Genomic DNA, 25,358 nt, shown 5'->3' with positions numbered 1-25,358 from the left:
GAAAACGTAATGGCTAAGGCTTCGAACAACTCCGCGGCGCAACGCGTTCGCAAGAAGGTCAAGAAGAACGTCGCCGAGGGCGTGGTTCACGTTCACGCGTCGTTCAACAACACCATTATCACGATCACCGATCGTCAAGGTAACGCGCTGGCATGGGCGACCTCGGGCGGCCAGGGTTTCAAAGGCTCGCGTAAGTCGACGCCTTTCGCAGCTCAGGTTGCAGCAGAATCGGCTGGCCGCGTGGCAATGGAATACGGCGTGAAGAACCTCGAAGTGCGGATCAAGGGCCCCGGCCCTGGCCGTGAGTCGGCGGTGCGCGCGCTGCATGGTCTTGGCATCAAGATCACCGCGATCTCCGACGTGACGCCGGTCCCGCACAACGGCTGCCGTCCGCCGAAGCGTCGCCGTATCTAAAGTCGCGCATCAGTTGATTCGCGACCGCATGTTTCCTGTCGATGCGAAGGCGTCGGCGGGCTTCGTGCGTTATGCATCTGCTTCGCGCATTTCACTAAGCCCACCGTTCGGCCTATAGGGTTCGAACTAGCGCAGACGAAAGTTTGCGTGATCAATTTTTAAGGATTCAAAGTGGCACGCTATACCGGTCCCAAAGCCAAGCTGTCCCGCCGTGAAGGCACCGATCTGTTCCTGAAGAGCGCACGCCGCTCGCTCGCCGACAAGTGCAAGCTCGACAGCAAGCCTGGTCAACATGGCCGCATTTCGGGCGCACGTACGTCCGACTACGGTACCCAGTTGCGCGAAAAGCAAAAAGTGAAGCGTATCTATGGCGTGCTCGAGCGTCAGTTCCGCCGCTACTTCGCTGAAGCCGACCGCCGCAAGGGTCCGACGGGCGAGAACCTGCTGCAATTGCTCGAATCGCGCCTCGACAACGTCGTTTATCGCATGGGCTTCGGCTCGACGCGCGCTGAAGCACGTCAGCTCGTGAGCCACAAGTCGATCGTCGTGAACGGCCAAGTCGCGAATATCCCGTCGCTGCAAGTGAAGTCGGGCGACGTCATCTCCGTGCGTGAGCAGTCGCGCAAGCAGGCTCGTATCGTCGAAGCGCTGTCGCTCGCCGAGCAAGGCGGTATGCCGAGCTGGGTGTCGGTCGACGCCAAGAAGTTCGAAGGAACGTTTAAGTCGATGCCGGAACGCAGCGATATTGCTGGCGACATCAACGAAAGCCTGATCGTCGAATTGTATTCGCGTTAATCGCGCGGTTAATCGCGCGGTAACCGGATTGGCAGCCGGGGACCCTGATTGCCGGTGGCAAGAGGGCGGCCTCGGCTGTTTTTTTCAGGTTGTTACCGGTCAGCCTTATCGGTGTAACGAGCCGAGGGTATTGAAAAGGAAAACCTATGCAAACCAGTTTGTTGAAGCCCAAGATCATTGCAGTTGAATCGCTTGGCGAGAGCCATGCGAAAGTGGTTATGGAGCCGTTCGAACGCGGCTATGGCCACACCTTGGGCAACGCGCTTCGGCGCGTGCTGTTGTCGTCGATGGTGGGCTACGCGCCGACCGAAGTGACGATCGCAGGCGTAGTGCACGAATACTCGACGCTCGACGGTGTGCAAGAGGATGTGGTCAACCTGCTGTTGAACCTGAAGGGCGTCGTCTTCAAGCTGCATAACCGCGACGAAGTCACGGTGACGCTGCGCAAGGAAGGCGAAGGCCTCGTCACGGCTGGCGATATCGAACTCGCGCATGATTGCGAGGTCATCAATCCCGGTCACGTGATTGCCCACCTCTCGAAGGGCGGCAAGCTCGACGTCCAGATCAAGATTGAAAAGGGCCGTGGCTACGTGCCGGGCAACGTGCGTCGTTACGGCGAGGAGTCGGCCAAGATCATCGGTCGTATCGTGCTTGACGCGTCGTTCTCGCCGGTTCGCCGCGTGAGCTATGCCGTGGAAAGCGCGCGTGTCGAACAGCGTACCGACCTCGACAAGCTCGTGATGAACATCGAAACCAACGGCGTGATCTCGCCGGAGGAAGCGATCCGTCAATCGGCGCGCATTCTGGTCGATCAGTTGTCGGTCTTCGCAGCGCTGGAAGGCACGGAAGCGGCAGCGGAAGCGCCGTCGCGTGCGCCGCAGATCGATCCGATCCTGCTGCGCCCGGTGGATGACCTGGAACTCACGGTTCGCTCGGCGAACTGTCTGAAGGCCGAAAACATCTACTACATCGGCGATCTTATCCAGCGTACGGAAAACGAACTGCTGAAGACGCCGAATCTGGGCCGCAAGTCGCTGAACGAAATCAAGGAAGTCTTGGCTTCGCGCGGTCTGACGCTCGGCATGAAGCTCGAAAACTGGCCGCCGGCTGGTCTCGACAAGTAAGCGAAAGAGTCAATCGCGTTACTGGCAAAGACGCGGATTTTGCTTTAAAATCCGCGTCTTGCTTTTTCTTCGACCGGCCCGTGCGCCACTTTAAAGCGCAATAGAAGAGCTGGATCAAAACTCGTTTAAGGAACTGAAATGCGCCATAAGCATGGTTTGCGGAAACTGAACCGCACGAGCAGCCACCGTCTGGCAATGCTCCGTAATATGTCGAACTCGCTGATCGAGCACGAAGTCATCAAGACGACGCTGCCGAAAGCCAAGGAACTGCGCAAGGTTGTCGAGCCCCTCATCACGCTCGGCAAGAAGCCGTCGCTGGCAAATCGTCGTCTGGCGTTCAATCGCCTGCGCGATCGTGACTCCGTCGCAAAGCTGTTCGACGTCCTCGGCCCGCGTTACGCAAGCCGTCCGGGTGGCTACCTCAGCATCCTGAAGTTTGGTTTCCGTGTTGGCGACAACGCTCCGATGGCGCTGGTTCAACTGATGGACCGCCCGGAAGTCGAAGAAACCGAAGAAGTTCAGGAAGCTGAATAAATTCGGTTGGTGGTGAACGAAAAGGTCAAGCGTAGCTTGGCCTTTTTGCATTGTGGGCTTCGGAGTCGTTGCGGTCGTCGAAGTGAGCGGAGTGCTACGATAAGGCCCGATCCACAAGTCTCACGCACCGCGCCGCACCGGAGCTCGAAGTGAATGTCCCTGTCGTCCTTATGCTGACCACCGTTCCGGATGCACACGCTGCCGACACGTTGGCGCAAGCGGTGCTCGAGACGCGCCTGGCTGCGTGCGTGACGAGGCTCGGCGAAGTGCAATCGCAATATCACTGGAAGGGCGCACTGGAGACATCGCGGGAAGTGCAGTTGCTCTTCAAGACGAGCCTTGCGTGCAGCGCCGAATTGCAGCGCTTCGTCGCGGCGGCGCATCCTTATGAAACGCCCGAAATTCTTGTCTGGCAGGCCGATGCATCGCCCGGATATGGACAATGGGTCAATGCAGAAACGCAGCGTCCTCTTCATGTTTGATCTTCCTCGTCTCGTTTTGCGTTGGCTGATGATGGCCGCGACGCTCGCCTTTCTGCCTTTGGCGATAAACGCCGCGCACGCCGCGGACGACTTCCTCGATCCCGCCGTCGCCTTCAAGTTCAGTGCGTCCGAACAGCCGGGCGAAGTGGACGTGCGTTATAAGATCGCCGACGGCTACTACATGTATCGCGAGCGCTTTGCCTTTGCGGTCAAAAGCGGGGGGGCGATTATCGGCGCGGCGCAACTGCCCGCCGGCAAGGTTCATTTCGACCAGACATTCAACAAGGACGTCGAAACCTATCGCGGCGAACTACTCATCCGCATCCCGGTGACTCAGGCAAAGGGGCCGTTCGAGCTATCGGTTACGTCGCAAGGTTGCGCGGATCAGGGCATCTGCTATCCGCCGATGGAGCGCGTTTATCGCGTCAAGGGTGACGCGTTGCAAGCTGCCGGTGCCGGTTCTGCGACGTCTCCAGCGACAAACACTGCGTCGTCCCAATCCTGGTTCGAACGCGCGACGAGCGCCGACTACGCGCAGTCGATGCTCGAAGGCGGCAGCTTCTTCGCTGTGGTCGGCTTGTACTTTCTGGCGGGCATGGTGTTGAGCTTGTTGCCTTGCTCGTATCCGATGATCCCGATTCTTTCCGCGATCATCGTCGGCGAAGGCGCGCGCGTCACGCGCACGCGTGGTTTTGCGCTGTCGGTGTCGTACGTCGTCGGCATGGCGCTTGTCTATACCGCGCTTGGGATTGCCGCAGCGCTCGTCGGTCAAAGCCTCGGCGCGTGGCTGCAAAACCCGTGGGTGCTGGGCGCGTTCGGCATCCTGCTCGCGGTTTTCGCGATCGCGCTGATCTCGGGAGTCGATATCGCGTTGCCGGAGCGCTGGCAAAGCGGCGTCAACGAGGCGTCTCAGAAACGCGGCGGCGGTAAGTTCGCGGCGGTCGCCGTGATGGGCGCGTTGTCGGCGCTCGTCGTCGGCGCGTGCATGACCGCGCCGCTTTTCGCCGTGCTCGCGTTTGTCGCGCACACGGGCAACGCCGTGCTCGGCGGGGCCGCGCTGTTCGCCATGGGTATCGGGCTTGGTGTGCCGTTGCTGATCATCGGTCTCGGCGCGGGGTCGGTGCTGCCGCGAGCGGGCGCCTGGATGGACGGCGTGAAGGTGTTTTTCGGCGTCGCGTTGCTTGCGGCCGCTTTGTGGATCGTGTGGCCGGTCATCGGTGGCGTCGCGCAAATGTTGCTGGCCGCGCTTTGGCTGCTGGTCGCGGCGGCATCGCTCGGTCTCTTTGCGTCGGGCGCGATCGCGCCGGTCAACGTCTGGAAGCGGCTGGGGCGCGGCCTGGGCGCCGCGTTGGCCATCTGGGCGGCGGCGTTGCTGGTCGGTCTCGCGGCGGGATCGACGGATGCGTTGCGCCCGCTAGCCGTACTAGCCGCGCGCGGCGGTAGCAATGCAGGCGCGACGGCACGAGCATCGGGGCCGATCTTCGCGCCGGTCAAGTCATCGACGGAACTGGATTCGGCGGTGAAATCGGCGGCACGTCCCGCCATGCTCGACTTTTACGCCGACTGGTGCGTGTCCTGCAAGGAAATGGAGAACCTGACTTTCTCCGACGCCCGCGTTCAGGCGCGTCTCGCGCAACTCAATCTGTTGCGTGCGGACGTGACCGCGAACAACACCGATGATCAGACCTTGCTCAAGCGCTTCAAGCTGTTCGGCCCGCCCGGCATCATCTTTTTCGATGCGCAAGGCAACGAGGTCGCGCGCGTGGTTGGCTATGAATCGGCGGATACGTTTTTGAAAAGCCTCGATAAAGTCAGTCCGGCGAACGGGTAACGAAGGGCGATGCATTGCGCACCGCCCTGAAACGACTTACTTCGACGCCCGCAAAATCTTCGCGGCATCCAGCGCGAAATAGGTCAAGACGCCATCCGCGCCCGCGCGTTTGAACGCGAGCAGCGCTTCCATCATCGTCTTGTCGTGATCGAGCCAGCCGTTTTGCGCGGCGGCCTTGATCATCGCGTACTCGCCGCTCACCTGATAGGCGTACGTCGGAAAGCGGAACTCGTCCTTCACGCGCCGCACGATGTCGAGATATGGCATGCCGGGCTTGACCATCACCATGTCCGCGCCTTCCTCGATGTCCATGCGCACTTCGCGCATCGCTTCATCAGAGTTCGCCGGGTCCATTTGATACGTCATCTTGTTGCCCTTGCCGAGATTCGCGGCGGAGCCGACGGCATCGCGGAACGGGCCATAGAACGCCGACGCGAATTTCGCCGCGTAAGCCATGATGCGCGTGTGGATGTGGCCGTCGCTTTCCAGCATCTCGCGGATGGCGCCGATGCGCCCGTCCATCATGTCCGACGGCGCCACGATATCCACGCCTGCTTCCGCCTGGGTGCGCGCCTGATCGACGAGAATCTCGCTCGTTTCGTCGTTCTTCACGTAGCCTTCTTCATCGAGCACGCCGTCCTGGCCGTGACTCGTGTACGGATCGAGCGCGACATCGGTGAGCACGCCGAGCGTCGGGAAGTTCTTCTTCAGTTCGCGCACGGCACGCGGAATCAGACCTTCGGGATTGATCGCCTCGCGTCCATCCGGTGTTTTCAACGACGGCTCGATTGCCGGAAAGAGCGAGATCACGGGCACGCCCAGCTCGACGCACTGCTCGGCCACGCTCATCAACAAGTCGACGGACGTGCGCTCGACGCCGGGCATAGACGGCACGGCATGCCGCACGTTGGTGCCTTCGACGATGAACACGGGATAAATCAGATCGTTCGTGGTGAGGATGTTCTCGCGCATCAGACGGCGTGAGAAGTCATCGCGGCGCATGCGGCGCGGGCGATGATGGGGATAGAAACTCATGACTTGGCTCGGTTTGAAGTGCTTCGGGGACGAGGATGAAAACGCGCTTCGAAAATGCTCGAAGCCTTGCCGGGCAAGCGCTCGGAGCGGTCCGGAAACGTTTTGAGACAATGGTATATCATACCGATCGAGTAAGGCGCTTCGCGCTGAACTCCCCGCTTCTCCTCCCTGAGCGGGTGCCTGTCGTTATTCGATCAGGCTGTTAACCCGCCGTCATGCGGCGGGTTTTTTTCATGCCGCACGCGTTAATTTTCACTCCGCGACGTCTTCCGAAGCCGCTTGCTTAGGCGCGAGCCAGCCTTCAATAAGCTCATGCGCTTCTTCCAGTCCCGTGCGCTTGAGCGCTGAAAAAAGCTGCACGCTCAATTCACCGCGATAGCCCGCATCCTTGTACTCGCCGAATGCTTTTTTCGTCGCGCGCAGGGCGTTGGTCATCTCCTGTCGCGTCAATTTGTCGCATTTGGTGAGCAGCGCGTGAATGGGCTTACCGGTGGGCGCAAACCAGTCGATCATGATCTGGTCGAGCTCGGTGAGCGGACGACGCGAGTCCATCATCAGGATCATGCCGCGTAATTGAGCGCGGCTTTGCAGATACGTCGAAAGCAATTGCTGCCAGTGCGCCTTCGCGGCGCCGGGTACTTCGGCATAGCCGTAACCCGGAAGATCGACCAGAAAGCCGGTCGGTTCGTCTTCAGGCCCGACGGAGAAGTAGTTGATGTGCTGCGTGCGTCCGGGCGTCTTGCTGGCGAACGCGAGCCGCTTCTGATTGCAGAGCACATTGATCGCAGTGGACTTGCCTGCGTTGGAACGGCCGCCGAAAGCGATTTCAGGTTGCGGCGTCGGCGGCAGATCACGAAGGTGATTGACAGTGGTGAAGAAGCGAGCTTGATGGAGCAGAAATGGCATTTGGCGGGTCGACTGAGAGAGCTGCGAAAACATGAAGCCTTGAGAACCCGGCAAATACTGGGCATGCCCCGACTGGCGTCTTTGCGTGTAGCGGGTTATTGTACAATACGACGGTTTTTTAAAGATCCGCACGGGCACGGAAGACCCGGGTTGCAAGCGCACCCACAATGGAGCGAGACAGTTTTAAGGGCGTCTTTTGAGCCCTTTCGTTCGGGTCATGTTGTGGCCGTTCCCGGTTTGCCGCCGTCGTTTTTTGCAGAACCTCACATTCTCACAAGACGAAAAACAGGGTACGCGAATGAACCGACTGTACAGGTCTCTGATGTTGATTCAGGCAGCGGCGGCTTTCGGTGGATTGATAACAGCATCAGCAAACGCGGCGGAGCCCGCGCAACCGGCAAAGCCGGATGTGGCCCGAGGTCAGGCCATTGCAACCCAAGTGTGCGCGGCGTGTCATGCGGCAGATGGCAACAGCGCTGGCGCGGCGTTTCCCAAGCTCGCGGGCCAGCACGCCGAATACATCGTCAAGCAGTTGAAGGATTACAAGACGCAGCCGGGAGCCAAGGCGCCGGCGCGTAACAATCCGATCATGGCGGGCATTGCGGGCGCGTTGTCGGATCAGGACATGATCAACGTCGCCGCATACTTTGCGTCGCAGAAGGCCAAGCCCAACTTCGCGCGCGACAAGAACGACGTTGTGCTCGGGCAGAGGATTTATCGCGGCGGCATCGCGGACAAGGGTGTGCCGGCGTGCGCGGCGTGCCACGGCGCGACAGGCATGGGTATCCCGGTGCAATATCCGCGGCTGTCGTGGCAGTGGGGCGATTACACGGTGGCGCAGTTGAATGCGTTCGCGCAAGGCACGCGTAACAATAGCGAGCCCATGCATGCCATCTCCTCCCGTTTGAGCGAAACGGAGATGAAAGCGGTGGCGGATTACATCGCCGGTTTGCATTGATCCGGGCAGGGCATGCGTTCTTCGGCATCGAACCCGGTAATCGTCGATACTGAGTTGCCCCACGCGTTGCCCGTAAGTTGCCACTGAGCAAACATTAAGCAGCCGGTCCAACGAGGCCGGCGCGAAAACAAGAAAAGGGTGGGACGTCGGTCGACGAGACCGCTCGCGTCGCCACCCTTTTTTGCTGTCAGTCGGAGTTTGAATGAGCGTCACCACATCGGGATTGCAGTCGAAGTCGAGCCGTCGCGCGGTCAGGCATTTTGTCGAACTCGTGAGTTCGATGCGCTTCGCCATCGCCTTGCTGGTCGTACTGGCCATAGCAAGCATCATCGGCACGGTGCTTACGCAAGACGACCCGTACCCCAACTACGTCAATCAGTTCGGCCCGTTCTGGGCGGACATCTTCCGCGGCATCAGCATCTACACCGTGTACAGCGCGTGGTGGTTCATGCTGATCCTGATCTTTCTTGTGATTTCGGTCTCGCTATGCGTCATTCGCAACGGCCCGAAAATGATCGCGGACCTCAAGAGCTGGAAGGATCGCGTTCACGAAGGCGGCTTGCGCGCATTTCATCACAAGGGTGAATTCGTGGTCAGCGCGGATCGCGCGCAGACGGCCGCCACGCTCGAACGTCTTTCCGCAAAGATGGGTTATCGCTTTGTCGCGCGTCAGATTGACGCAGGCTCGACGCTCATCGCGGGCAAGCGCGGCGCGCTCACGAAGATCGGCTACATCTCGGCGCATCTGGCTATCGTCATCATTTGCGTCGGCGGGCTGCTCGACAGCAATCTGCCCATCAAGCTGCAGATGTGGCTCTTCAACAAGACGCCCATTCAGACCAACGCGGTCATCAACGACATTCCGGCGGAGCATCGCCTGTCCGTGTCGAATCCGACGTTTCGCGGTTACGCGTGGGTCCCGGAAGGTCAATACGTCGGCACGGCAATCTTGAATCAACAGGACGGCTCGATCATTCAGGACTTGCCGTTCTCGATTCAACTCGACAAATTCATCGTCGATTACTACTCGACCGGCATGCCGAAGCTGTTCGCGAGCGACATCGTGGTGATCGACCACAAGACCGGCAAGCGCATTCCGGCGCGCGTCGAGGTGAACAAGCCGTTCACGTACGACGGCGTGTCGATCTATCAGTCGAGTTTTCAGGATGGCGGCTCGAAGATGCAGATGACCGCCTGGCCCATGAGCGGCGGCAGCGCGAAAACCACGCCCTTCAACGGTACGATCGGCGGCACTGCGCCCGTGAATCAGCAGATTGCCGGTGCGCAAGGCCAAACGGTCGAATTCACCGATTTCCGCGCAATCAACGTCGAAAACATGACGGACGGCAACGGTGCGCCGGACGCACGCGGCGTCGGCAAGAAGGAAACCTTGCGCGATGCGTTCGACGAGCGCCTCGGCTCCGGCGCAAAGACGTCGAAGCCGACGGATCTGCGCAATATCGGCCCATCGGTGCAGTACAAGGTGCGCGGCACGGACGGTCAGGCGCGCGAGTACAGCAACTACATGTTGCCGGTCGATGTCAGCGGTCAGCGGATGTTCCTCGCCGGCATGCGCCTGAGCCCGAGCGATCCGTTCCGCTACTTGCGCATTCCTGCCGACGAGCAAGGCACGGTGAAGGAATGGATGAATCTGCGCGCCGCGCTTGCCACGCCCGCGACGCGCATCGAGGCTGCGCATCGGTTCGCGCAGCGTTCCGTGCCGCAGGAAAGCGGCGATTTGCAGAAGCACCTGGACGAAAGCGCGATCCGCGTGCTGAATCTTTTCGCCGGCTCGGATGAATCGGGCAACGGGTCCACGAATCCGCAAATGAGCGGCGGATTTCAGAGTATCGCGGCGTTCATCGATCGTTCGGTGCCGAAGGGCGAGCAAGAAAAGGCCGCCGGTTTGCTCATGCGCATGCTGGAAGGCGCAATGTGGGACGTCTGGCAGATTTCCCGCGAACAAAACGGCGAGCCGGCCGCAAAAGTGGACGAGAAAAACAGCGCCTTCGTTCAGTCTTCCATCAACGCGCTTTCCGACAGCTTTCTGTACGGATCGCCGGTATTTTTGCAGCTCGACACGTTCAAACAGGTGCAAGCATCGGTATTCCAGCTGACGCGCGCACCGGGCAAAAAAGTGGTGTATCTTGGCAGCCTGCTGCTCGTGCTCGGCATTTTCTCGATGTTTTACGTGCGTGAACGCCGGCTCTGGTTCTGGCTCAAAGATTCAGGGCAAGGCGGTGCGAGCGTTTTGATGGCAATGTCCACGGCGCGCCGCACGCTCGATTTCGAGAAGGAATTCGAGCGTACGCGCGCGACGGTCGCGGCGGCGCTCGGCACCACGCCGATCGATCCGGCGGCGCAGCATTCGTCGAAAGCATCGGCGACGCAAACACACGAGCCATCCGCGGCCTCCGGCTCGGAAGTATCAACACGGTAAGATCATGGACCTTTCTCAGACCTCCTCCCACGCGCAGCCCAAGACGGAACGTCCGGCATCATCGTCGTCGGGCCTGCCCGATGTCGCCGTTTTCGACGATCGACCGTTCCTCAAACGCCTGGGCGCAATCGACTGGCTGTTCGCCATTGCGATGGTCGCGGGCGCGGGCTTCGCGCTCAACCGCTATCACGCGTTCATGGACGTGTACGACATGGCGGTGCTGGTCGCCGCAGTGCCGACCTTCGTCGTGCTCGGCTGGCGCTGGAAACCGGCGCGGCTGCTCATCGCGACGATCGCGGTCATGTCGCTGTTCTCGATCCAGCTCTATCAGCACGACCTCGCGCGCGCCGAAACCAACTTCTTCCTCAAATACTTCCTGTCGAGCCAATCCGCGATTCTATGGATGAGCGCGCTCTTCATCCTGGCGACGCTCTTTTACTGGATCGGCCTCGTGTCGCGCTCGCAGACGGGCGGCGCAATCGGCTCGCGCATGACGTGGGTCGCGGTGCTCATGGGCTTCACGGGCCTGATGGTGCGCTGGTACGAGTCGTACATGATCGGCGCGGATGTCGGACACATTCCCATCTCGAACCTGTACGAAGTGTTCGTACTGTTTTGCCTCATCACGTCACTGTTCTATCTCTACTACGAACAGCATTACGCGACGCGTCAGATGGGCGCGTTCGTGCTGCTCGTGATCAGCGCGGCGGTCGGCTTCCTGATGTGGTATTCGATTGCCCGCGACGCGCAGCAGATTCAGCCGCTCGTGCCCGCGCTGCAAAGCTGGTGGATGAAGATTCACGTACCTGCGAACTTCATCGGCTACGGCAGTTTCGCGCTTTCCGCGATGGTTTCCGTCGCGTATCTGGCAAAGCAGCGCGGCTTTTTGGCCGACCGTCTGCCGTCGCTGGAAGTGCTCGACGACGTGATGTACAAGTCCATTGCGGTCGGTTTCGCGTTCTTCACCATCGCGACCATTCTCGGCGCGCTGTGGGCCGCCGAAGCGTGGGGCGGCTACTGGAGCTGGGACCCGAAGGAAACGTGGGCGCTGATCGTCTGGCTGAACTACGCGGCATGGCTGCACATGCGGTTGATGAAGGGCCTGCGCGGCGCGGCGGCGGCGTGGTGGGCGCTGACGGGATTGATCGTCACGACCTTCGCGTTTCTGGGCGTCAACATGTTCCTTTCGGGACTGCACAGTTACGGCAAGCTCTGATCTCGCGCCATCGAAAGAAGAGAAACCGCCATGCGTCGCGCTGGCGGTTTTTTTTTGTCTTGTGATGGAATAGCGGCATCCGGTTTGCTGTTTGCACGTATATGAATGGATGGGCGGCGTATCCAATGCCGCGCAAGCAAAGGGAGTATGGCTCCATGTGGATCAGACGTAATCGCGCGCTTTATGGTGACGATATCGCCGCGCACGAAATCACGCCGCGCGATGTGTTCGAGAATCGGCGGCGTGCGCTGCGCTCGATCGGCGCGCTGGCGGCGACTGGCTTGACTGGCGTGAGCGGCATCGCGAATGCGGCGTTTACATCGCCGGATGCGAAGGGCCAGAAACTCGCGGCGAAGGCGAATCCGAAGTTCATCGCGCTCGACAAGGCGACGTCGCTCAAGGACATCACGAGCTACAACAACTTCTACGAGTTCGGCACCGACAAGGGCGATCCCGCCGAACACGCGGGCACGTTGCGGCCGAGGCCGTGGAAAGTGTCGGTCGAAGGCGCGATCAAGAACCCGAAAACCTACGACATCGACGAGCTTCTGAAGCTCGCGCCACTCGAAGAACGTTTGTATCGCCTGCGATGCGTCGAAGGCTGGTCGATGGTCATTCCGTGGATCGGCGTCTCGCTGTCCGAGCTCATCAAGCGCGCGGAGCCCACGGGCAGCGCGAAGTACGTGCAGTTCATCACGCTTGCCGATCCTTCGCAGATGCCGGGTCTTTCGACGCCGATCCTCGAATGGCCGTATTCCGAAGGCCTGCGCATGGACGAAGCGATGAATCCGCTCACCTTGCTCACCGTCGGCTTGTATGGCGAAGTGCTGCCGAATCAGAACGGCGCGCCGGTGCGTATCGTCGTGCCGTGGAAATACGGCTTCAAGAGCGCGAAGTCGCTGGTCAAGATTCGCTTCGTCGAAAAGCAGCCGCCGACGAGCTGGAATCTATACGCGCCGACGGAATACGGCTTCTATTCCAACGTGAATCCTGGCGTGGATCATCCGCGCTGGAGTCAGGCGACGGAGCGGCGTATTGGCGAGGACGGTTTCTTTGCGCCCAAGCGCAAGACGCTCATGTTCAACGGATATGGCGATCAGGTTGCGTCGCTCTATCAGGGCATGGACCTCAAGAAAAACTTCTGAACGATGCCCACTGCATCCGAACTCAAGGGATCGCAAACGCGCGCGAACGTGCGGTCCGGGCCGCGCTGGATCGCGCCCGCAAAAGTGATCGTGTTCATCGCGGCGCTCTATCCGCTGGCGCGCATTGTATTGCTCGGCGTCATGGGCGGACTGGGCGCGAATCCGATCGAGTTCATCACGCGTTCGACCGGCCTCTGGACACTCGTCTATCTCTGCATCACGCTCGCCATCACGCCGGTGCGCCGGCTGACGGGCGTGACGGCGCTCGTGCGCTTTCGCCGCATGATCGGCCTTTACGCGTTCTTCTTCGCCGTGCTGCACTTCACGACATACATTTGGTTCGATAAATGGTTCGATGTCGCCGCGATATTGAAGGACATCGGCAAGCGGCCGTTCATCACCGTGGGCTTTGCCGCGTTCGTGTTGCTGATACCGCTCGCGGTGACATCGCCGAAAGCGATGGTCCGCAAGCTCGGCCGCCGCTGGCAGATGCTGCATCGGAACATCTATCTCGTCGCCATTCTGGCCATCCTGCATTTCTGGTGGATGAAGGCCGGCAAGCACGATTTCGCTTTGCCGAAGATTTACGGCGCAATCGTGATCGTGTTGCTGGGCTGGCGGCTGATCGCGTGGCTCAAAGGACGAATCGAGCGACGCCGGTTGAGCGCATAAAAAAAAGCGATGCCACGGCATCGCTTTTTTAATTCACGGCACGAAGATTCAGTCCGGCAAAATGGATTCGCTCGCGAACAACTGCTTCACTTCTTCGCGTTCGCGCACCACGCGCGCGCGTTCGCCATCGACCATGATTTCAGCGGCGCGCGCACGCGTGTTGTAGTTCGAGCTCATGACGAAGCCATACGCTCCCGCCGAAAGAATGGCGAGCAAGTCGCCTTGCTCGACGGCCAGTTCACGATCGCGTCCGAGCCAGTCGCCGCTTTCGCAAACCGGGCCGACGACATCGTATAAACGCGCGCTTGCCTTGCGTTCGATGACCGGCACGATGCGATGAAACGCCTCGTACATGGCGGGACGCGCGAGGTCGTTCATCGCGGCATCGACGATGGCGAAGTTCTTCTCTTCACCCGGCTTAAGATACTCGACGCGCGTTAGCAGCACGCCCGCATTGCCGACGAGCGAGCGTCCCGGCTCGAAATACACTTCGCGCTGACCGTGGCCGCGCTTTTCGAAATGCGCGAGCAACGTGCGCACGAAGTCGCCGATATCCGGCGGCGTTTCGTCGTCGTATGTAATGCCGAGACCGCCGCCGACGTCCACGTGACGAATGCTCATGCCGTCGGACTCGATCTGTTCGACGAGGTCGAGCAGCTTGTCGACGGCATCGAGATACGGGCTCACTTCGGTGATCTGCGAACCGATATGACAGTCGATACCCACGACATCGAGATTCGCCATGTCATGCGCTTCACGATACGTCGCGCGCGCGTCGCCGAAGGCCACGCCGAACTTGTTCGACTTCAAACCGGTGGAGATGTACGGATGCGTTTTGGCATCGACATCGGGATTCACGCGCAGCGACACGGGCGCCTTCTTGCCAAGCGACTTCGCGACTTCGTTGAGCGCGTGCAACTCGGGAATGGACTCGACGTTGAAGCACTTCACGCCCGCTTCGAGCGCCTCGCGCATCTCGGCCGCGCTCTTGCCGACACCCGAGAAAACCGTGTAGGAAGCCTTGCCGCCCGCGGCCAGCACACGCGCCAGTTCGCCCGACGACACGATGTCGAAGCCCGCGCCCAGGCGCGCGAACACGTTGAGCACCGCGAGATTGCTGTTGGCTTTGACCGCGACGTGCACCGTTGCCTTTCGGCCCGCGCAGGCATCGGCGTAAGCGCGATAGGCGCGCGTCAGTGCATCGCGCGAATAGACGTAAAGCGGCGTGCCGAACTGTTCCGCGAGCGACGCGGCGGGGACGCCTTCGACGTGCAACGCGCCGTCGACGTAGTGGAATGCGGAATCGTTCATGCGTGGAGTCGGATGTACGCGGCTTGGTGCGCGTGAGGCTTAGGTCAGTACCCGGCGGGCGCCGGTTTCAGAGTGGTGTCCGGCGAAAGCGACAGCGGCGCGCCGGAGGTATCGGGAATGTCGCCAGTCTCGCTCGCAGCCGATGCAGCGCTTGCCTTGTCGACGGAAGCGGAAGGCGGCGTATCCTGAAGGTCGCTAGGACGCTGCGGCAGTGGCGGGACAGTGGGAAGATAGAGCGGACCACGTTGTCCACAACCGCCGAGTGCGAGTGTTGCCGCGGCGCTCATGCTCAAAGCCGCTACAATCGCGCTCATCCTGAAAACGACTCGCATGACCGTCCCTGTACCATTGAATCGATGGAGTTTAGCATGACAGACCAGGAATACCTGAGCTTGGCAGAGGCCGCGCTGACGGCCATCGAACGTGCTGTGGATCGGGCTGAAGCCGATATCGAATTCGAGCGTAGCGGCAATGTGCTCACGCTGGAATTCGAGAACCGCACGAAGGTGATCGTCAATCTTCAGCCGCCGAAACACGAGATCTGGCTAGCCGCGAAGGCGGGCGGTTTTCACTACAAATACGTGGATGGCGCCTGGCGCGACACACGCGACAACAGCGAGTTTTTCGCCACGCTCACGAAGTATTCGACCGAACAGGCGGGCGAGCCCGTTCGCTTTTCAGCGAAGTAAGGCACGCCCGGCAAGGAACGTCACTGTCCCTTGAACAGATTCATGATGTCCTGCTTTTCCTGCTCGCCGACTTCGGGCGCCGGAGCCGTGACGCCTGACACGCCCGCTGCCGACGACGCCTGACTCACGCCGATTGTCGCGATGAAGCCGTGGCCCGGCGTCATGTCGTCGAAGTACAGTTCGCCACCGAGCGAGGTCACGTCGGGCGGCGTCATCGGCTTGTACTCGGGCAAGCCCTTCAGCGCGCGCGCCATGTAATCCATCCACACGGGCAGTGCGAGACCGCCGCCCGTTTCCTTGTCGCCGAGCGTGCGCGGATTGTCATAGCCGATCCACGCAATCGCCACGAGCGAACGCTGATAGCCCGCGAACCAGGCATCGCGCGAATCGTTCGTCGTGCCGGTCTTGCCTGCGAGGTCGGTGCGCTTCAACTGATTCGTCTTGGCCGCCGTCCCGTGCTGCGCGACACTTTGCAAAAGGCTATTCATTACGAACGCGTTGCGCGGCGTGATGGCAAGCGGCGCGCTTTGCTGCGCGACGAGCGGTTGCGGATGCGAAACGACCGCGCCGTATGGGTCGGTGATATCGGCGATCAGATACGGATTCACGCGATACCCGCCATTGGCGAACACCGCGTAGCCCGTCGCCATCTGCAGCGGCGTGACGAGACCCGCGCCGAGCGCCATCGGCAAATACGCGGGGTGCCGGTCCGCGTCGAAGCCGAAGCGCGTGATGTACTGCTGTGCGTACTTCGTGCCGATGGTGTTCAAAATGCGGATGGACACCATGTTCTTCGACCTCTGCAGCGCGGAGCGCATGGTCATGGGTCCGTCGAAGCCGCCGCCGTAGTTCTTCGGCTCCCACGCCTGACCGCCGGTTTCGGCGGCGGTGAAGAAGAGCGGACCATCGTTGATGATGGTCGCGGGCGACAAGCCTTTTTCCAGCGACGCCGAATAGATGAACGGCTTGAAGCTCGATCCCGGCTGACGCCACGCTTGCGTCACGTGATTGAACTTGTTCTTGTTGAAGTCGAAACCGCCCACGAGGGCGCGGATGGCGCCGTCCTGCGGCACGAGCGAGATCAGCGCGCCTTCCACTTGCGGCAATTGCGTGATGATCCACTCGCCGTCGTCGTTCTTCATGAGCCGCACGATCGCGCCAGGACGAATGCGGGCATTGGGCTGTGCGCGCGTGGAGAGCGCATTGGAGACGAAGCGCAGATCGGCGCCGTTGATGGTCGCCACGTTGCCGTCGATGAAGCTCGCCTTCACTTCCTTCGTGCTCGCCGACGTGACCACCGCCGCGACGATCTCGCCGTTGTCCGGATGCTCGGCAAGCGCGTCGTCGATAGCCTGCTCGCGGTCGTCCGCATTCGCGGGCAGATCGATGAAACCCTCGGGCCCGCGATATCCATGCCGGCGTTCGTAGTCCATCAGCCCCTTGCGTACCGCGCGGTAGGCGGCGTCCTGATCGGCGGAATCGATCGTGGTCACGACATTCAGACCGCGCGTGTACGCCTCTTCCTTGTACTGCGCGTACATCATCTGCCGCACCATTTCCGCGACGTATTCGGCATGCACGCTGAACTCGCGGCCTTGTCCCTTCACGACGAGCGGCTGATTCTTCGCCTGGTCGTATTCGTCCTGCGTGATGAAGTTGAGTTCGCGCATGCGCTGAAGGATGTACTCCTGCCTCACCTTCGCGCGCTTCGGATTCACGACCGGGTTATAGGCCGACGGCGCCTTCGGCAGACCGGCGAGCATGGCGGCTTCCGCGAGCGAGATGTCCTTCAGATCCTTGCCGAAGTACACCCGGGCGGCGCTCGCAAAACCATACGCGCGCTGTCCGAGATAGATCTGATTCATATAGACCTCGAGAATCTGATCTTTCGTCAGCGCGCGCTCGATCTTGTAAGCGAGCAGCATCTCGTAGATCTTGCGCGTGTAGGTCTTCTCGCTCGACAGGAAGAAGTTGCGCGCGACCTGCATGGTGATCGTGCTTGCGCCCTGTGACGCGTGACCGTTCGACAGCGCCACCGTGCCCGCGCGCAGGATGCCGGTGAGATCGACGCCGCCGTGGTCGTAGAAACGCGAGTCCTCGATGGCGAGCACCGCTTTCTTGAGATGGTCCGGCACATCGCGAATGCGCACGACGCTGCGCCGCTCTTCGCCGAATTCGCCGATCAGCACGTGATCCGCCGTATAGATGCGCAGCGGCACCTTCGGCTTGTAGTCAGTGAGCGCATCGAGCGAAGGCAGGTTCGGCATCGCGACGACGAGCGCATACCCGAGCACGAGCGCCGCGCAAACGATTAGCGCGAAAAAGCTGATGACAAGCGCGGAAAGCAGCCGCAAATACCACGGTCGCCTGGTCGTCTGACCTTCGGGCGGTTTGGATGGCGGGTTGGTCGGGGAAGAGGATTGCATGGCACCACCAAAAAACAGTCTCGGGATTATAGCCGTCCGGGTTTCGAGCCTTTCTTAAGACTTGCGACGAACCGCGGGCGTGCTTCGGTCCCGTTTCTCCTGCTTCGAAACTTCGTCCCTTCAAGATACGCGGGATCGTGCGGATAAGCACCTCTGAAACGCGCCAAACACAAGCGTTAGCCATTTGGCTGAATGTTCGAAAGACGCGCGGCTCACCACAATTCTTCTCGTGCAAGCGCTCGAAAGGTTCGGCGCGCAAGAGACGATGGAGTGAGTCATGAACAAGGCCTTATTGACAGTTACGCGCCGCTTTGCAGCGGGTATCGATGTGAGCGAAAGCGCGGTGCGGATAGTGGTGCTCAGCAAGCGCGTGCGTTCGCCCTCGGCGGTGTGCGTCGAGCATATCGATTGGGTGGCGCTCGAACCGGGCGCGGTGATCGACGGCGAGTTCGTCGATCGCGCCGCCGTGATCGCGGCGCTCTGCGGTACGGTCGAGCGCTTGCCGCAGAACGGCGTGTCGCGCGCGCTGCGTTGCGCAATGGGCTTGCCGTCGTCCGCGACGCTCACCACGCGCGTGCCGCTCACCGCGTTGCTGGAGACGCGCGATGCGCACGCGCTCGTGGCGGACGGCGATCCGCGCGGCGTGCTCGAACCCGCCGTGCTCGCGGAGGCCGAGCGCATCTCGGGCATCGAACGCGGCGCGCTCGCGGTGGACTGGTCAGTCGAAACGCAGGAGGACGGCCGCGCGCAAGTCGCGATTGCCGCCACTGCGCGCCGGCATGTCGAGGCGCGCGTCGAAACGGCGGCTGCGGCGGGAATCGCGCTGTCCGCCATCGACGGCGAACCGGCGGCCGCCATGCGCGCAATGCGTCATTCCGGCAAGGTGGAGCTCGGTCCGGATGCGCGCTTCATGTTTTGCTGGCTCGAAAAAACGGGGCTGCACGGCTGGGTCGCCGGCGCTCACGGCGTCGAGTCCGAAGTGCGGTATCCGGCGCCCGAGCATTCATGTCTCGCCGACGCGCTCCGCGATCTCGCTGGCACCGATGCGCCGCTCGACTGCGTGTACGTCGGCGGCGAAGCGGACCTGATGGCGCAGGCCGCGCTGCCACTTCCCGCGCTGGCGAAGATGTTCGGCTGCCCGGCGCTGCCGTTCGAGTGCGCGCCGTATTGCAATGGCGTGGCGGGCATCGATGCGTCGCTCAAACATTCGCCGCTCTTCGCGGTGGCGTTCGGTCTGGCGTTGCGCGAGGTGCTGCAATGAGCGGCGCGAGCGTGGTCGAAGGCTTCAACCTGCTTCCTTACCGCTTGCGCAAGCGCCGCGAGATGCGCCGTCAGCGGCTCGCGATTCTCGCGGCGGCGAGTCTTGCCGGATGCGCGGCGGTCGGCGCGGTCGCGGGCTGGGATGCCTTGCAGCGCGCGCGTCTGGATGAGCGGCGTCTCGCGCTGGAAGCGTCGCTACGGACATCGGGCGCGCAGCTCGAAGAGCACGCACGGCTCACGCGTGCCGAAGCCGACCGGCGGCGCGCGCGCCAAAACGCGCAACCGCTTGCCGCGCCGCGCGACCGTTTTCTCGCGCTTCTCGACGCGCTGGCTGACGCGCCCCGGCAACCCGGCGTCGAGCTTCAACGCGTCTCGCAACGGACCGACGAAGTCGAACTCGCGGCGCTCGCGCCCGATTCGCAAGCGGCGGCGAACTGGCTCAAGCGTCTGGAGGACGTGCGCGACGTGCAGTCGGTGGAAGTGATCGAGATGAAGCGGCGGCCAACCACGCCGGCGCCGGCGAGGCGCGATGCCGTATCGAACGTCGAACGCTACGAATTCACGGCGCTGGTGCGCTACGCACGCAAAACCGCGGCGGCGGCAAAGACCGCGCAAGCCGCGCTCGCCGTCCGCCGCACGATCAACACCGCTCACGGGAGCAGTCAATGAACACGATGTCCTTCAACGATGCCGGCCGTCTGCGCTCAGTCGCGGCCTTCCATGAATGGCCGCTTCGATGGACGCTCTGCGGCGCGATGCTTCTCGCGGCGATCATCTGCGTCATCGGCGTGCAGGGCTGGCGCGCGGCCGGTCTGATCGATCTCGATGCAAGCCACGCGGCGCTCTCCGTCGCGCAGGAGAAAGCAGGCCAACTGCGCGGTATCGAGGCGCAATTGCCCGATCTGCGCAAACGCGTGGCGGCGGGCGGTCTGAACCCTGAACACTGGACTGCCGCCGATGCGCTGCACGCCGTAGCCAGTCTCGCCGCGCAAAGCGGGTTGCACGTAACGGAGATCGAGCCGCTTCAGACGAAACTCGCCGAGGTCCAGGCACCGCGCGCGCTCCGGTTTCGCGCGGAAGGCGGCTTTGCCGAGATGAAGCGGTTCATCGAGGCGCTCGCGGGTTTGCCGCGTCTCGTCATACCGGAAGGCGTGCAAATCCGGCGGCGGACGGGTGTACTTTCCATCGATACGACCTTGCGCATCCACGATGATCTTCCGGCCGTGCCGCTGCCCGAACCGGCGCGCACGAACGCCTTCGTCATCGATCCGTTCGGCAAGGAAAGCGCCGGTGGCTTTTCGCGCAGCGCGGACTTGCTGCTCGTCGGGACGCTTCTCGGACGTCATCGCGCGATGGCGCTGATGCAGAGCAGCGAGGGCGTTGGCGACTTCCGGCCCGGCGAGAAGATCGGAGACGAATGGCTCGGACGCGTGCGGCCGCGCGCGGTCGAGCTCGCGAGTGACGACGGCGCTTCGCGCACGCTGAGTTTCGCGGAGGACCGCAAGTGATCGCGCCACCAACTTTTCGTTTCAAGAGGCTCGTTCTGGCGCTGGCGCTCCTTTTCGCGTCGCACGCGGTCTGGGCCGAAGCCGATCAAAGCGAACCCATTGCGCCTTTGCCGCCGTTGCCCGCGGGCTACGAGACCTTGCCGACCGACCAGTTCGCCATCGATACGAGCGCGCCGCCCGCGCTCTTGTCGCCGCCCGTCGCGCAGAGTGCGGAGCCCGTGGCTGCCGCGATGTCATCGACGGAAACGAGCGAGGCGCTCGAAGGCCCGCCCGTGCCGATGCCGCAGCCCGAACGTCTGAGCACGCAATCGCCCGGCAGCGCCGACGACGGCAAGCCGATCACGCTCGATCTCAAGAACGCCGACCTGGGCGCCGCGCTGCATGCGTTTGCGCGCTTCAGCGGGCTCAATATCATCGCGAGCGACAAGGTGCGCGGCCAGGTGTCGATCAATCTCGTCGCCGTGCCGTGGCGCCGCGCGTTCGACACGCTGCTCGACGTGAACGGCCTCGCCATGGAGCAGCACGGCAACGTGATCTGGGTCGCGCCGCTCGCGGAACTCGCCGCACGCGAGAAGCTGCGCTACGAGACGCACGCGCGCGCCGCTGATCTCGAACCGCTCGCGAGCCGCACGTTCGTGCTGCGCTATCCGCGCGCGGAAGACGTCCGCAAGCTGCTGACAGGCTCCGGGAGCCAGCGCGTGCTGTCCAAACGCGGCTCCGCCATGGCCGACACGCGCACCAATCTGCTCTTCGTGACGGACCTCGACGCGCGCGTGAAGCAAATCGCCGAACTCGTCGCGCAGATCGACAAGCCCACGCCGCAAGTCGTGATTGAAGCGAAGATCCTGGAAGGCGAGGCGGGCATTTCGCGCACGCTTGGCGTCAAGCTGGGCGTCGCGGGCGTGAACGACCCGGCGCGCGGTCTCTCGGGCGGCAAGGACGGTGTCGTGTACGATTTATCGGCGCGGCCGATCAACGGTTTCGACGCCGCCACGGCCGGACTCACGCTGTTCGCGGCTCAGGCCACACGGCTTCTGAACATCGAACTGAGCGCGCTCGAAGCCGAGGGACGCGGTCAGATCGTCTCCCGGCCGCGTGTGGTGACGGCTGACCGCGCGAAGGCGCTGGTCGAGCAGGGCACGGAGCTGCCGTATCAGGCGAAAGTGGGCAACGGCGTTTCCGGCGTGCAGTTTCGGCGCGCGGCGCTCAAACTGGAGGTCGAGCCGCAGATTACCCCGCACGGGCATGTCATTCTTGATCTCGATGTCGCGAAAGACAGCGTCGGCGAGCAGACCGACGCGGGTCCGGCCATCAACACCAAGCACGTCCAGACGCGCGTCGAGGTCGAGGACGGCGGCACGGTGGCGATCGGCGGCATCTACTCGGAAGACGAGCGCAACGACGTCACGGGCGTGCCCGGACTGTCGAAGCTGCCGTGGCTCGGCTGGCTGTTTCGCCATGACGCGCGCCGCAGCTCGCGCAACGAGCTGGTGATCCTGATTACGCCGCGCGTCATTGCTTCGAGTGGATGAAGGCGGAAAGAAGCGGAAAGCGGGGCCGCGAGCGGGCGGCCCGACTCGACAAAGCGGGCTATTTGCCCTTAAGCTGCCGCACGAACAAAATTCGATTGACTTGAAGGAAACCGAGTTGCAGGAAGGGCACGCGAACGCGAACATCTTTTTCGTCGGACTCATGGGGGCGGGTAAAACCACCGTGGGCCGCGCGGTTGCGCGCCGCTTGCAGCGCTCATTCATCGATTCGGATCAGGAAATCGAGGCGCGCACCGGCGCGCGCATCCCGGTGATCTGGGAGCTCGAAGGCGAGGCGGGTTTTCGTCAGCGCGAAGCCAACGTTATCGACGAGCTGTCGCAAAAGAGCGGTATCGTGCTCGCTACGGGCGGCGGTGCGGTGCTGCGTCCGGAGAATCGCGAACATCTGAAGAATCGCGGCGTCGTCATCTATCTGCGTGCAAATCCGCACGATCTCTGGCAGCGCACGCGGCGCGACAAGAACCGGCCGCTTTTGCAGACCGACGATCCGCGCGGCAAGCTGGAAGCGCTCTTTCAGACGCGTGATCCGCTCTACAACGAGTGCGCGCATTTCGTCGTGGAAACCGGCCGACCTACCGTCAACGCGCTCGTCAACATGGTCCTGATGCAACTGGAGGTGGCCGGCGTCATCAAACCGGCTCAGTCATAATGTCCGTCATGATTTCCCCCTCGATTACCGTCGACGTCGAATTGGGCGAACGCGCCTATCCCATTCATATCGGTGCGGGCCTCATCGGTCGCACGGAGCTTTTCGCGCCGCATGTCAAGGGCGCGTCGGTCGCCATCGTCACCAACTCCACCGTTGATCCGCTCTACGGCGACGAACTCCGCGCCGCACTCGCCACGCTCGGCAAGAAGGTGACGACCGTCGTGCTGCCGGATGGCGAAGCGCACAAGAACTGGGAAACGCTCAACACGATCTTCGACGCGCTCCTCAGCGAACGCTCCGACCGCAAGACCACGCTGATCGCACTCGGCGGCGGCGTGGTGGGCGACATGACCGGCTTCGCGGCGGCATCGTATATGCGCGGCGTGCCGTTCATTCAAGTGCCGACCACTTTGCTCTCGCAAGTGGATTCGTCGGTGGGCGGCAAGACGGGCATCAATCATCCGCTCGGCAAGAACATGATCGGCGCGTTCTATCAGCCGCAAGCGGTGATCGCGGACATCGGCGCTTTGCGCACGCTGCCGGACCGTGAACTCGCTGCGGGACTCGCGGAAGTCATCAAGACGGCGGCAATCGCGGACGCCGAGTTCTTCGAGTGGATCGAAGCGAACATCGCGAAGCTGAACGACCGCGACGAAGAAGCGCTTGCTCACGCGGTCAAGCGTTCGTGCGAGATCAAGGCGTCGGTGGTGGCATCGGACGAACGCGAAGGCGGACGCCGCGCAATTCTCAACTTCGGTCATACCTTCGGGCATGCCATCGAAGCGGGCCTGGGCTACGGCGAATGGCTGCACGGCGAAGCGGTGGGCTGCGGCATGGTGATGGCGGCGGATCTTTCCGTGCGCCTCGGCAAACTGGAAGAGCCCGCGCGCAAGCGTCTCGTGCGCGTGATCGAAGCCGCGAAGCTGCCGGTCGTGGCGCCCACGCTCGGCGCGGCGCGTTATATCGATCTGATGAAGGTCGACAAGAAAGCCGAAGCCGGCGAGATCAAATTCATTTTGCTGACCCGCTTCGGCGAGGTCGAAATAGCAAAGGCGCCCGACCACGCCGTGCGCGAGACGCTCGCCGCAAGCGTCTGAGTATTGGATCGGCGCCGACCCGGCGGCAATGCCGGAGACAACCGGAACCACGACTTGAGCGGAGCAGCCGGTGAGCGAAATAGAAAGTCTTCTTCCGTCGAGCGGGCCGCCATCGGGCTCGTTCGAAGCGTATCTCGCGCCGTACGCGGCGCATTCGGCGTTGTCGCGCGGACGCCGGTATGCCGAAGCGCCGCCTGCCGCCCGTACCGAATTCCAGCGCGACCGCGACCGCATCGTGCACTCCACTGCATTCCGGCGGCTCGAATACAAGACGCAGGTGTTCGTCAATCACGAAGGCGACCTCTTTCGCACGCGTCTCACGCATAGTCTCGAAGTCGCGCAGATCGCGCGTTCGGTCGCTCGCAATCTGAATTTGAACGAAGATTTGGTCGAAGCGATTTCGCTTGCGCACGATCTCGGCCACACGCCGTTCGGTCACGCGGGGCAGGACGCGCTCAACGAATGCATGCGCGATCACGGCGGCTTCGAGCACAATCTGCAAAGCCTCGCGGTGGTGGATCAGCTCGAAGAGCATTACGGCGCATTCGACGGCCTCAACCTCTGCTTCGAGACGCGCGAGGGCATTCTCAAGCATTGCTCGCGCGAAAATGCGCGCAAGCTCGGCGATCTCGGCGAACGCTTTCTCACGGGCAAGCAGCCGTCGCTCGAAGCGCAGATCGCCAATGTCGCCGACGAAATCGCCTACAACAATCACGATGTCGACGACGGCTTGCGCTCCGGCTTCATCACGCTCGAACAGCTTTCCGAAGTCAGCCTCTGGCATACGCATTTCGATGTGGCGCGCGCCGCGTATCCGGACATCGGCGGACGCAGGCTGATTCACGAGACCATTCGCAGCATCATCAATACGCTGATCGTCGATCTGATCGAGGCGACGAGCCGCAATCTCACGCGCGTGGCGCCGAAGTCCATCGACGATATCCGCAACGCGCCGCCGCTCGTCGCGCATAGCGATGAAATTGCCGCGCAAGCTGCCGCGCTCAAGCGTTTTCTGTTCAGGAACCTGTACCGGCACTATCGCGTGATGCGCATGGCAAACAAGGCGAAGCGCGTCGTGACGGGTCTCTTCAACGCGTTCACCGACGACCCGCGCCTGTTGCCGCCCGCTTATCAGGCGCGTCAGGCCGCGGTGGAGGAGTCGGCCAACGACGCGAGTTCAACCGGCCACGACAGCTCGCAGGCGCGGCTCGTCGCGCATTACATCGCGGGCATGACCGACCGCTATGCACTGAAGGAGTATCAACGCCTGTTTGTCATCGACAACAACTAATATCGCGCGTTTCAACGCGCAAGAA

Annotated in this window: 23 protein-coding genes and 1 pseudogene; 19 read left to right on the top strand and 5 right to left on the bottom strand. The window is 62.1% G+C overall.

Annotated elements, in window-relative coordinates:
• Positions 1-9 precede the first annotated feature (9 nt).
• The 6 genes from rpsK to dsbD all read left to right on the top strand — a co-directional run bounded on the left by rpsK (position 10) and on the right by dsbD (position 5,180).
• Positions 10-414, top strand: coding sequence for a 30S ribosomal protein S11 (gene rpsK / locus NCR98_RS12430; protein ID WP_006052224.1), 405 nt, complete (start codon positions 10-12; stop codon positions 412-414).
• 171 nt (positions 415-585) lie between these two features.
• Positions 586-1,209, top strand: a complete 624-nt coding sequence (gene rpsD, locus NCR98_RS12425; RefSeq protein ID WP_244826425.1) for a 30S ribosomal protein S4 — start codon at positions 586-588, stop codon at positions 1,207-1,209.
• A gap of 146 nt (positions 1,210-1,355) precedes the next feature.
• Complete coding sequence (locus tag NCR98_RS12420; protein WP_244826424.1) at positions 1,356-2,333, top strand: DNA-directed RNA polymerase subunit alpha; 978 nt, start codon at positions 1,356-1,358, stop codon at positions 2,331-2,333.
• Between the two features lie 138 nt (positions 2,334-2,471).
• Complete coding sequence (gene rplQ / locus NCR98_RS12415) at positions 2,472-2,867, top strand: 50S ribosomal protein L17 (protein ID WP_016346459.1); 396 nt, start codon at positions 2,472-2,474, stop codon at positions 2,865-2,867.
• Between the two features lie 149 nt (positions 2,868-3,016).
• The gene (cutA, locus tag NCR98_RS12410; RefSeq protein WP_250526334.1) at positions 3,017-3,349 is read left to right on the top strand and encodes a divalent-cation tolerance protein CutA; all 333 of its coding nucleotides are present in this window, start codon (positions 3,017-3,019) and stop codon (positions 3,347-3,349) included.
• Entirely contained in the window at positions 3,342-5,180 is a 1,839-nt protein-coding gene (dsbD, locus tag NCR98_RS12405; RefSeq protein ID WP_250526333.1) for a protein-disulfide reductase DsbD, read from the top strand. The genes cutA and dsbD overlap by 8 nt, the downstream gene beginning before the upstream one ends.
• A 36-nt stretch (positions 5,181-5,216) precedes the next feature.
• Here the strand turns inward: dsbD and hemB are convergent, their stop codons facing one another.
• Entirely contained in the window at positions 5,217-6,215 is a 999-nt protein-coding gene (gene hemB, locus NCR98_RS12400) for a porphobilinogen synthase (protein WP_244826421.1), read from the bottom strand.
• A gap of 252 nt (positions 6,216-6,467) precedes the next feature.
• The gene (yihA, locus tag NCR98_RS12395; protein ID WP_244828132.1) at positions 6,468-7,121 is read right to left on the bottom strand and encodes a ribosome biogenesis GTP-binding protein YihA/YsxC; all 654 of its coding nucleotides are present in this window, start codon (positions 7,119-7,121) and stop codon (positions 6,468-6,470) included.
• A gap of 298 nt (positions 7,122-7,419) precedes the next feature.
• On the opposite strand from yihA, the gene NCR98_RS12390 reads away from it, so the two are divergent.
• The 5 genes from NCR98_RS12390 (at position 7,420) to msrQ (ending at position 13,552) form a co-directional block, all read left to right on the top strand.
• Positions 7,420-8,079: a c-type cytochrome gene (locus NCR98_RS12390; RefSeq protein ID WP_250526332.1), complete on the top strand. Its 660-nt coding sequence runs from the start codon at positions 7,420-7,422 to the stop codon at positions 8,077-8,079.
• Positions 8,080-8,281: 202 nt separating this feature from the next.
• On the top strand, positions 8,282-10,519 hold the full coding sequence (locus NCR98_RS12385) for a cytochrome c biogenesis protein ResB (RefSeq protein ID WP_250526331.1): 2,238 nt from the start codon (positions 8,282-8,284) through the stop codon (positions 10,517-10,519).
• A gap of 4 nt (positions 10,520-10,523) precedes the next feature.
• Complete coding sequence (ccsB, locus tag NCR98_RS12380) at positions 10,524-11,735, top strand: c-type cytochrome biogenesis protein CcsB (protein WP_244826418.1); 1,212 nt, start codon at positions 10,524-10,526, stop codon at positions 11,733-11,735.
• 155 nt (positions 11,736-11,890) lie between these two features.
• The gene (gene msrP / locus NCR98_RS12375) at positions 11,891-12,880 is read left to right on the top strand and encodes a protein-methionine-sulfoxide reductase catalytic subunit MsrP (RefSeq protein ID WP_244826417.1); all 990 of its coding nucleotides are present in this window, start codon (positions 11,891-11,893) and stop codon (positions 12,878-12,880) included.
• Positions 12,881-12,883: 3 nt separating this feature from the next.
• Positions 12,884-13,552: a protein-methionine-sulfoxide reductase heme-binding subunit MsrQ gene (gene msrQ / locus NCR98_RS12370; RefSeq protein ID WP_250526330.1), complete on the top strand. Its 669-nt coding sequence runs from the start codon at positions 12,884-12,886 to the stop codon at positions 13,550-13,552.
• Positions 13,553-13,600: 48 nt separating this feature from the next.
• Here the strand turns inward: msrQ and lysA are convergent, their stop codons facing one another.
• On the bottom strand, positions 13,601-14,863 hold the full coding sequence (gene lysA, locus NCR98_RS12365; RefSeq protein WP_250526329.1) for a diaminopimelate decarboxylase: 1,263 nt from the start codon (positions 14,861-14,863) through the stop codon (positions 13,601-13,603).
• 44 nt (positions 14,864-14,907) lie between these two features.
• Positions 14,908-15,195 carry an LPS translocon maturation chaperone LptM gene (gene lptM / locus NCR98_RS12360; RefSeq protein WP_244826414.1) on the bottom strand — a complete coding sequence of 96 codons (288 nt, stop codon included), beginning with the start codon at positions 15,193-15,195 and terminating at the stop codon, positions 14,908-14,910.
• Positions 15,196-15,231: 36 nt separating this feature from the next.
• On the opposite strand from lptM, the gene cyaY reads away from it, so the two are divergent.
• On the top strand, positions 15,232-15,552 hold the full coding sequence (gene cyaY, locus NCR98_RS12355; protein WP_244826413.1) for an iron donor protein CyaY: 321 nt from the start codon (positions 15,232-15,234) through the stop codon (positions 15,550-15,552).
• 20 nt (positions 15,553-15,572) lie between these two features.
• Here cyaY and NCR98_RS12350 read toward each other — a convergent pair whose 3' ends face one another.
• A complete protein-coding gene (locus NCR98_RS12350) occupies positions 15,573-17,978 on the bottom strand; it encodes a penicillin-binding protein 1A (protein ID WP_250526328.1) in 2,406 nt (801 codons plus the stop codon).
• A gap of 277 nt (positions 17,979-18,255) precedes the next feature.
• Between NCR98_RS12350 and pilM the strand changes: the two genes are divergently transcribed.
• The 7 genes and pseudogenes from pilM to NCR98_RS12315 all read left to right on the top strand — a co-directional run.
• Positions 18,256-19,239: a pilus assembly protein PilM gene (gene pilM, locus NCR98_RS12345; protein ID WP_250526327.1), complete on the top strand. Its 984-nt coding sequence runs from the start codon at positions 18,256-18,258 to the stop codon at positions 19,237-19,239.
• Positions 19,236-19,907, top strand: coding sequence for a PilN domain-containing protein (locus tag NCR98_RS12340; protein ID WP_250526326.1), 672 nt, complete (start codon positions 19,236-19,238; stop codon positions 19,905-19,907). The genes pilM and NCR98_RS12340 overlap by 4 nt, the downstream gene beginning before the upstream one ends.
• Complete coding sequence (locus NCR98_RS12335; protein ID WP_250526325.1) at positions 19,904-20,746, top strand: type 4a pilus biogenesis protein PilO; 843 nt, start codon at positions 19,904-19,906, stop codon at positions 20,744-20,746. Before NCR98_RS12340 ends, NCR98_RS12335 begins: the two co-directional genes overlap by 4 nt.
• Complete coding sequence (locus tag NCR98_RS12330; RefSeq protein WP_250526324.1) at positions 20,743-22,278, top strand: type IV pilus secretin PilQ; 1,536 nt, start codon at positions 20,743-20,745, stop codon at positions 22,276-22,278. Before NCR98_RS12335 ends, NCR98_RS12330 begins: the two co-directional genes overlap by 4 nt.
• A gap of 160 nt (positions 22,279-22,438) precedes the next feature.
• Positions 22,439-22,945 (top strand): shikimate kinase, encoded by a 507-nt coding sequence (locus tag NCR98_RS12325; RefSeq protein ID WP_244828131.1) that lies wholly within the window; start codon positions 22,439-22,441, stop codon positions 22,943-22,945.
• Between the two features lie 8 nt (positions 22,946-22,953).
• Complete coding sequence (gene aroB, locus NCR98_RS12320; protein ID WP_250526323.1) at positions 22,954-24,042, top strand: 3-dehydroquinate synthase; 1,089 nt, start codon at positions 22,954-22,956, stop codon at positions 24,040-24,042.
• Between the two features lie 124 nt (positions 24,043-24,166).
• Positions 24,167-25,333: pseudogene (locus tag NCR98_RS12315) on the top strand (deoxyguanosinetriphosphate triphosphohydrolase); the annotation flags it as partial.
• Between the last annotated feature and the right edge of the window lie 25 nt (positions 25,334-25,358).

The sequence above is a fragment of the Caballeronia sp. GAWG2-1 genome, assembly GCF_023631405.1.
Lineage (GTDB): Bacteria > Pseudomonadota > Gammaproteobacteria > Burkholderiales > Burkholderiaceae > Caballeronia.
Note: the sequence above shows the minus strand (reverse complement) of the source record. Positions and strands in the feature narration are given on the sequence as shown.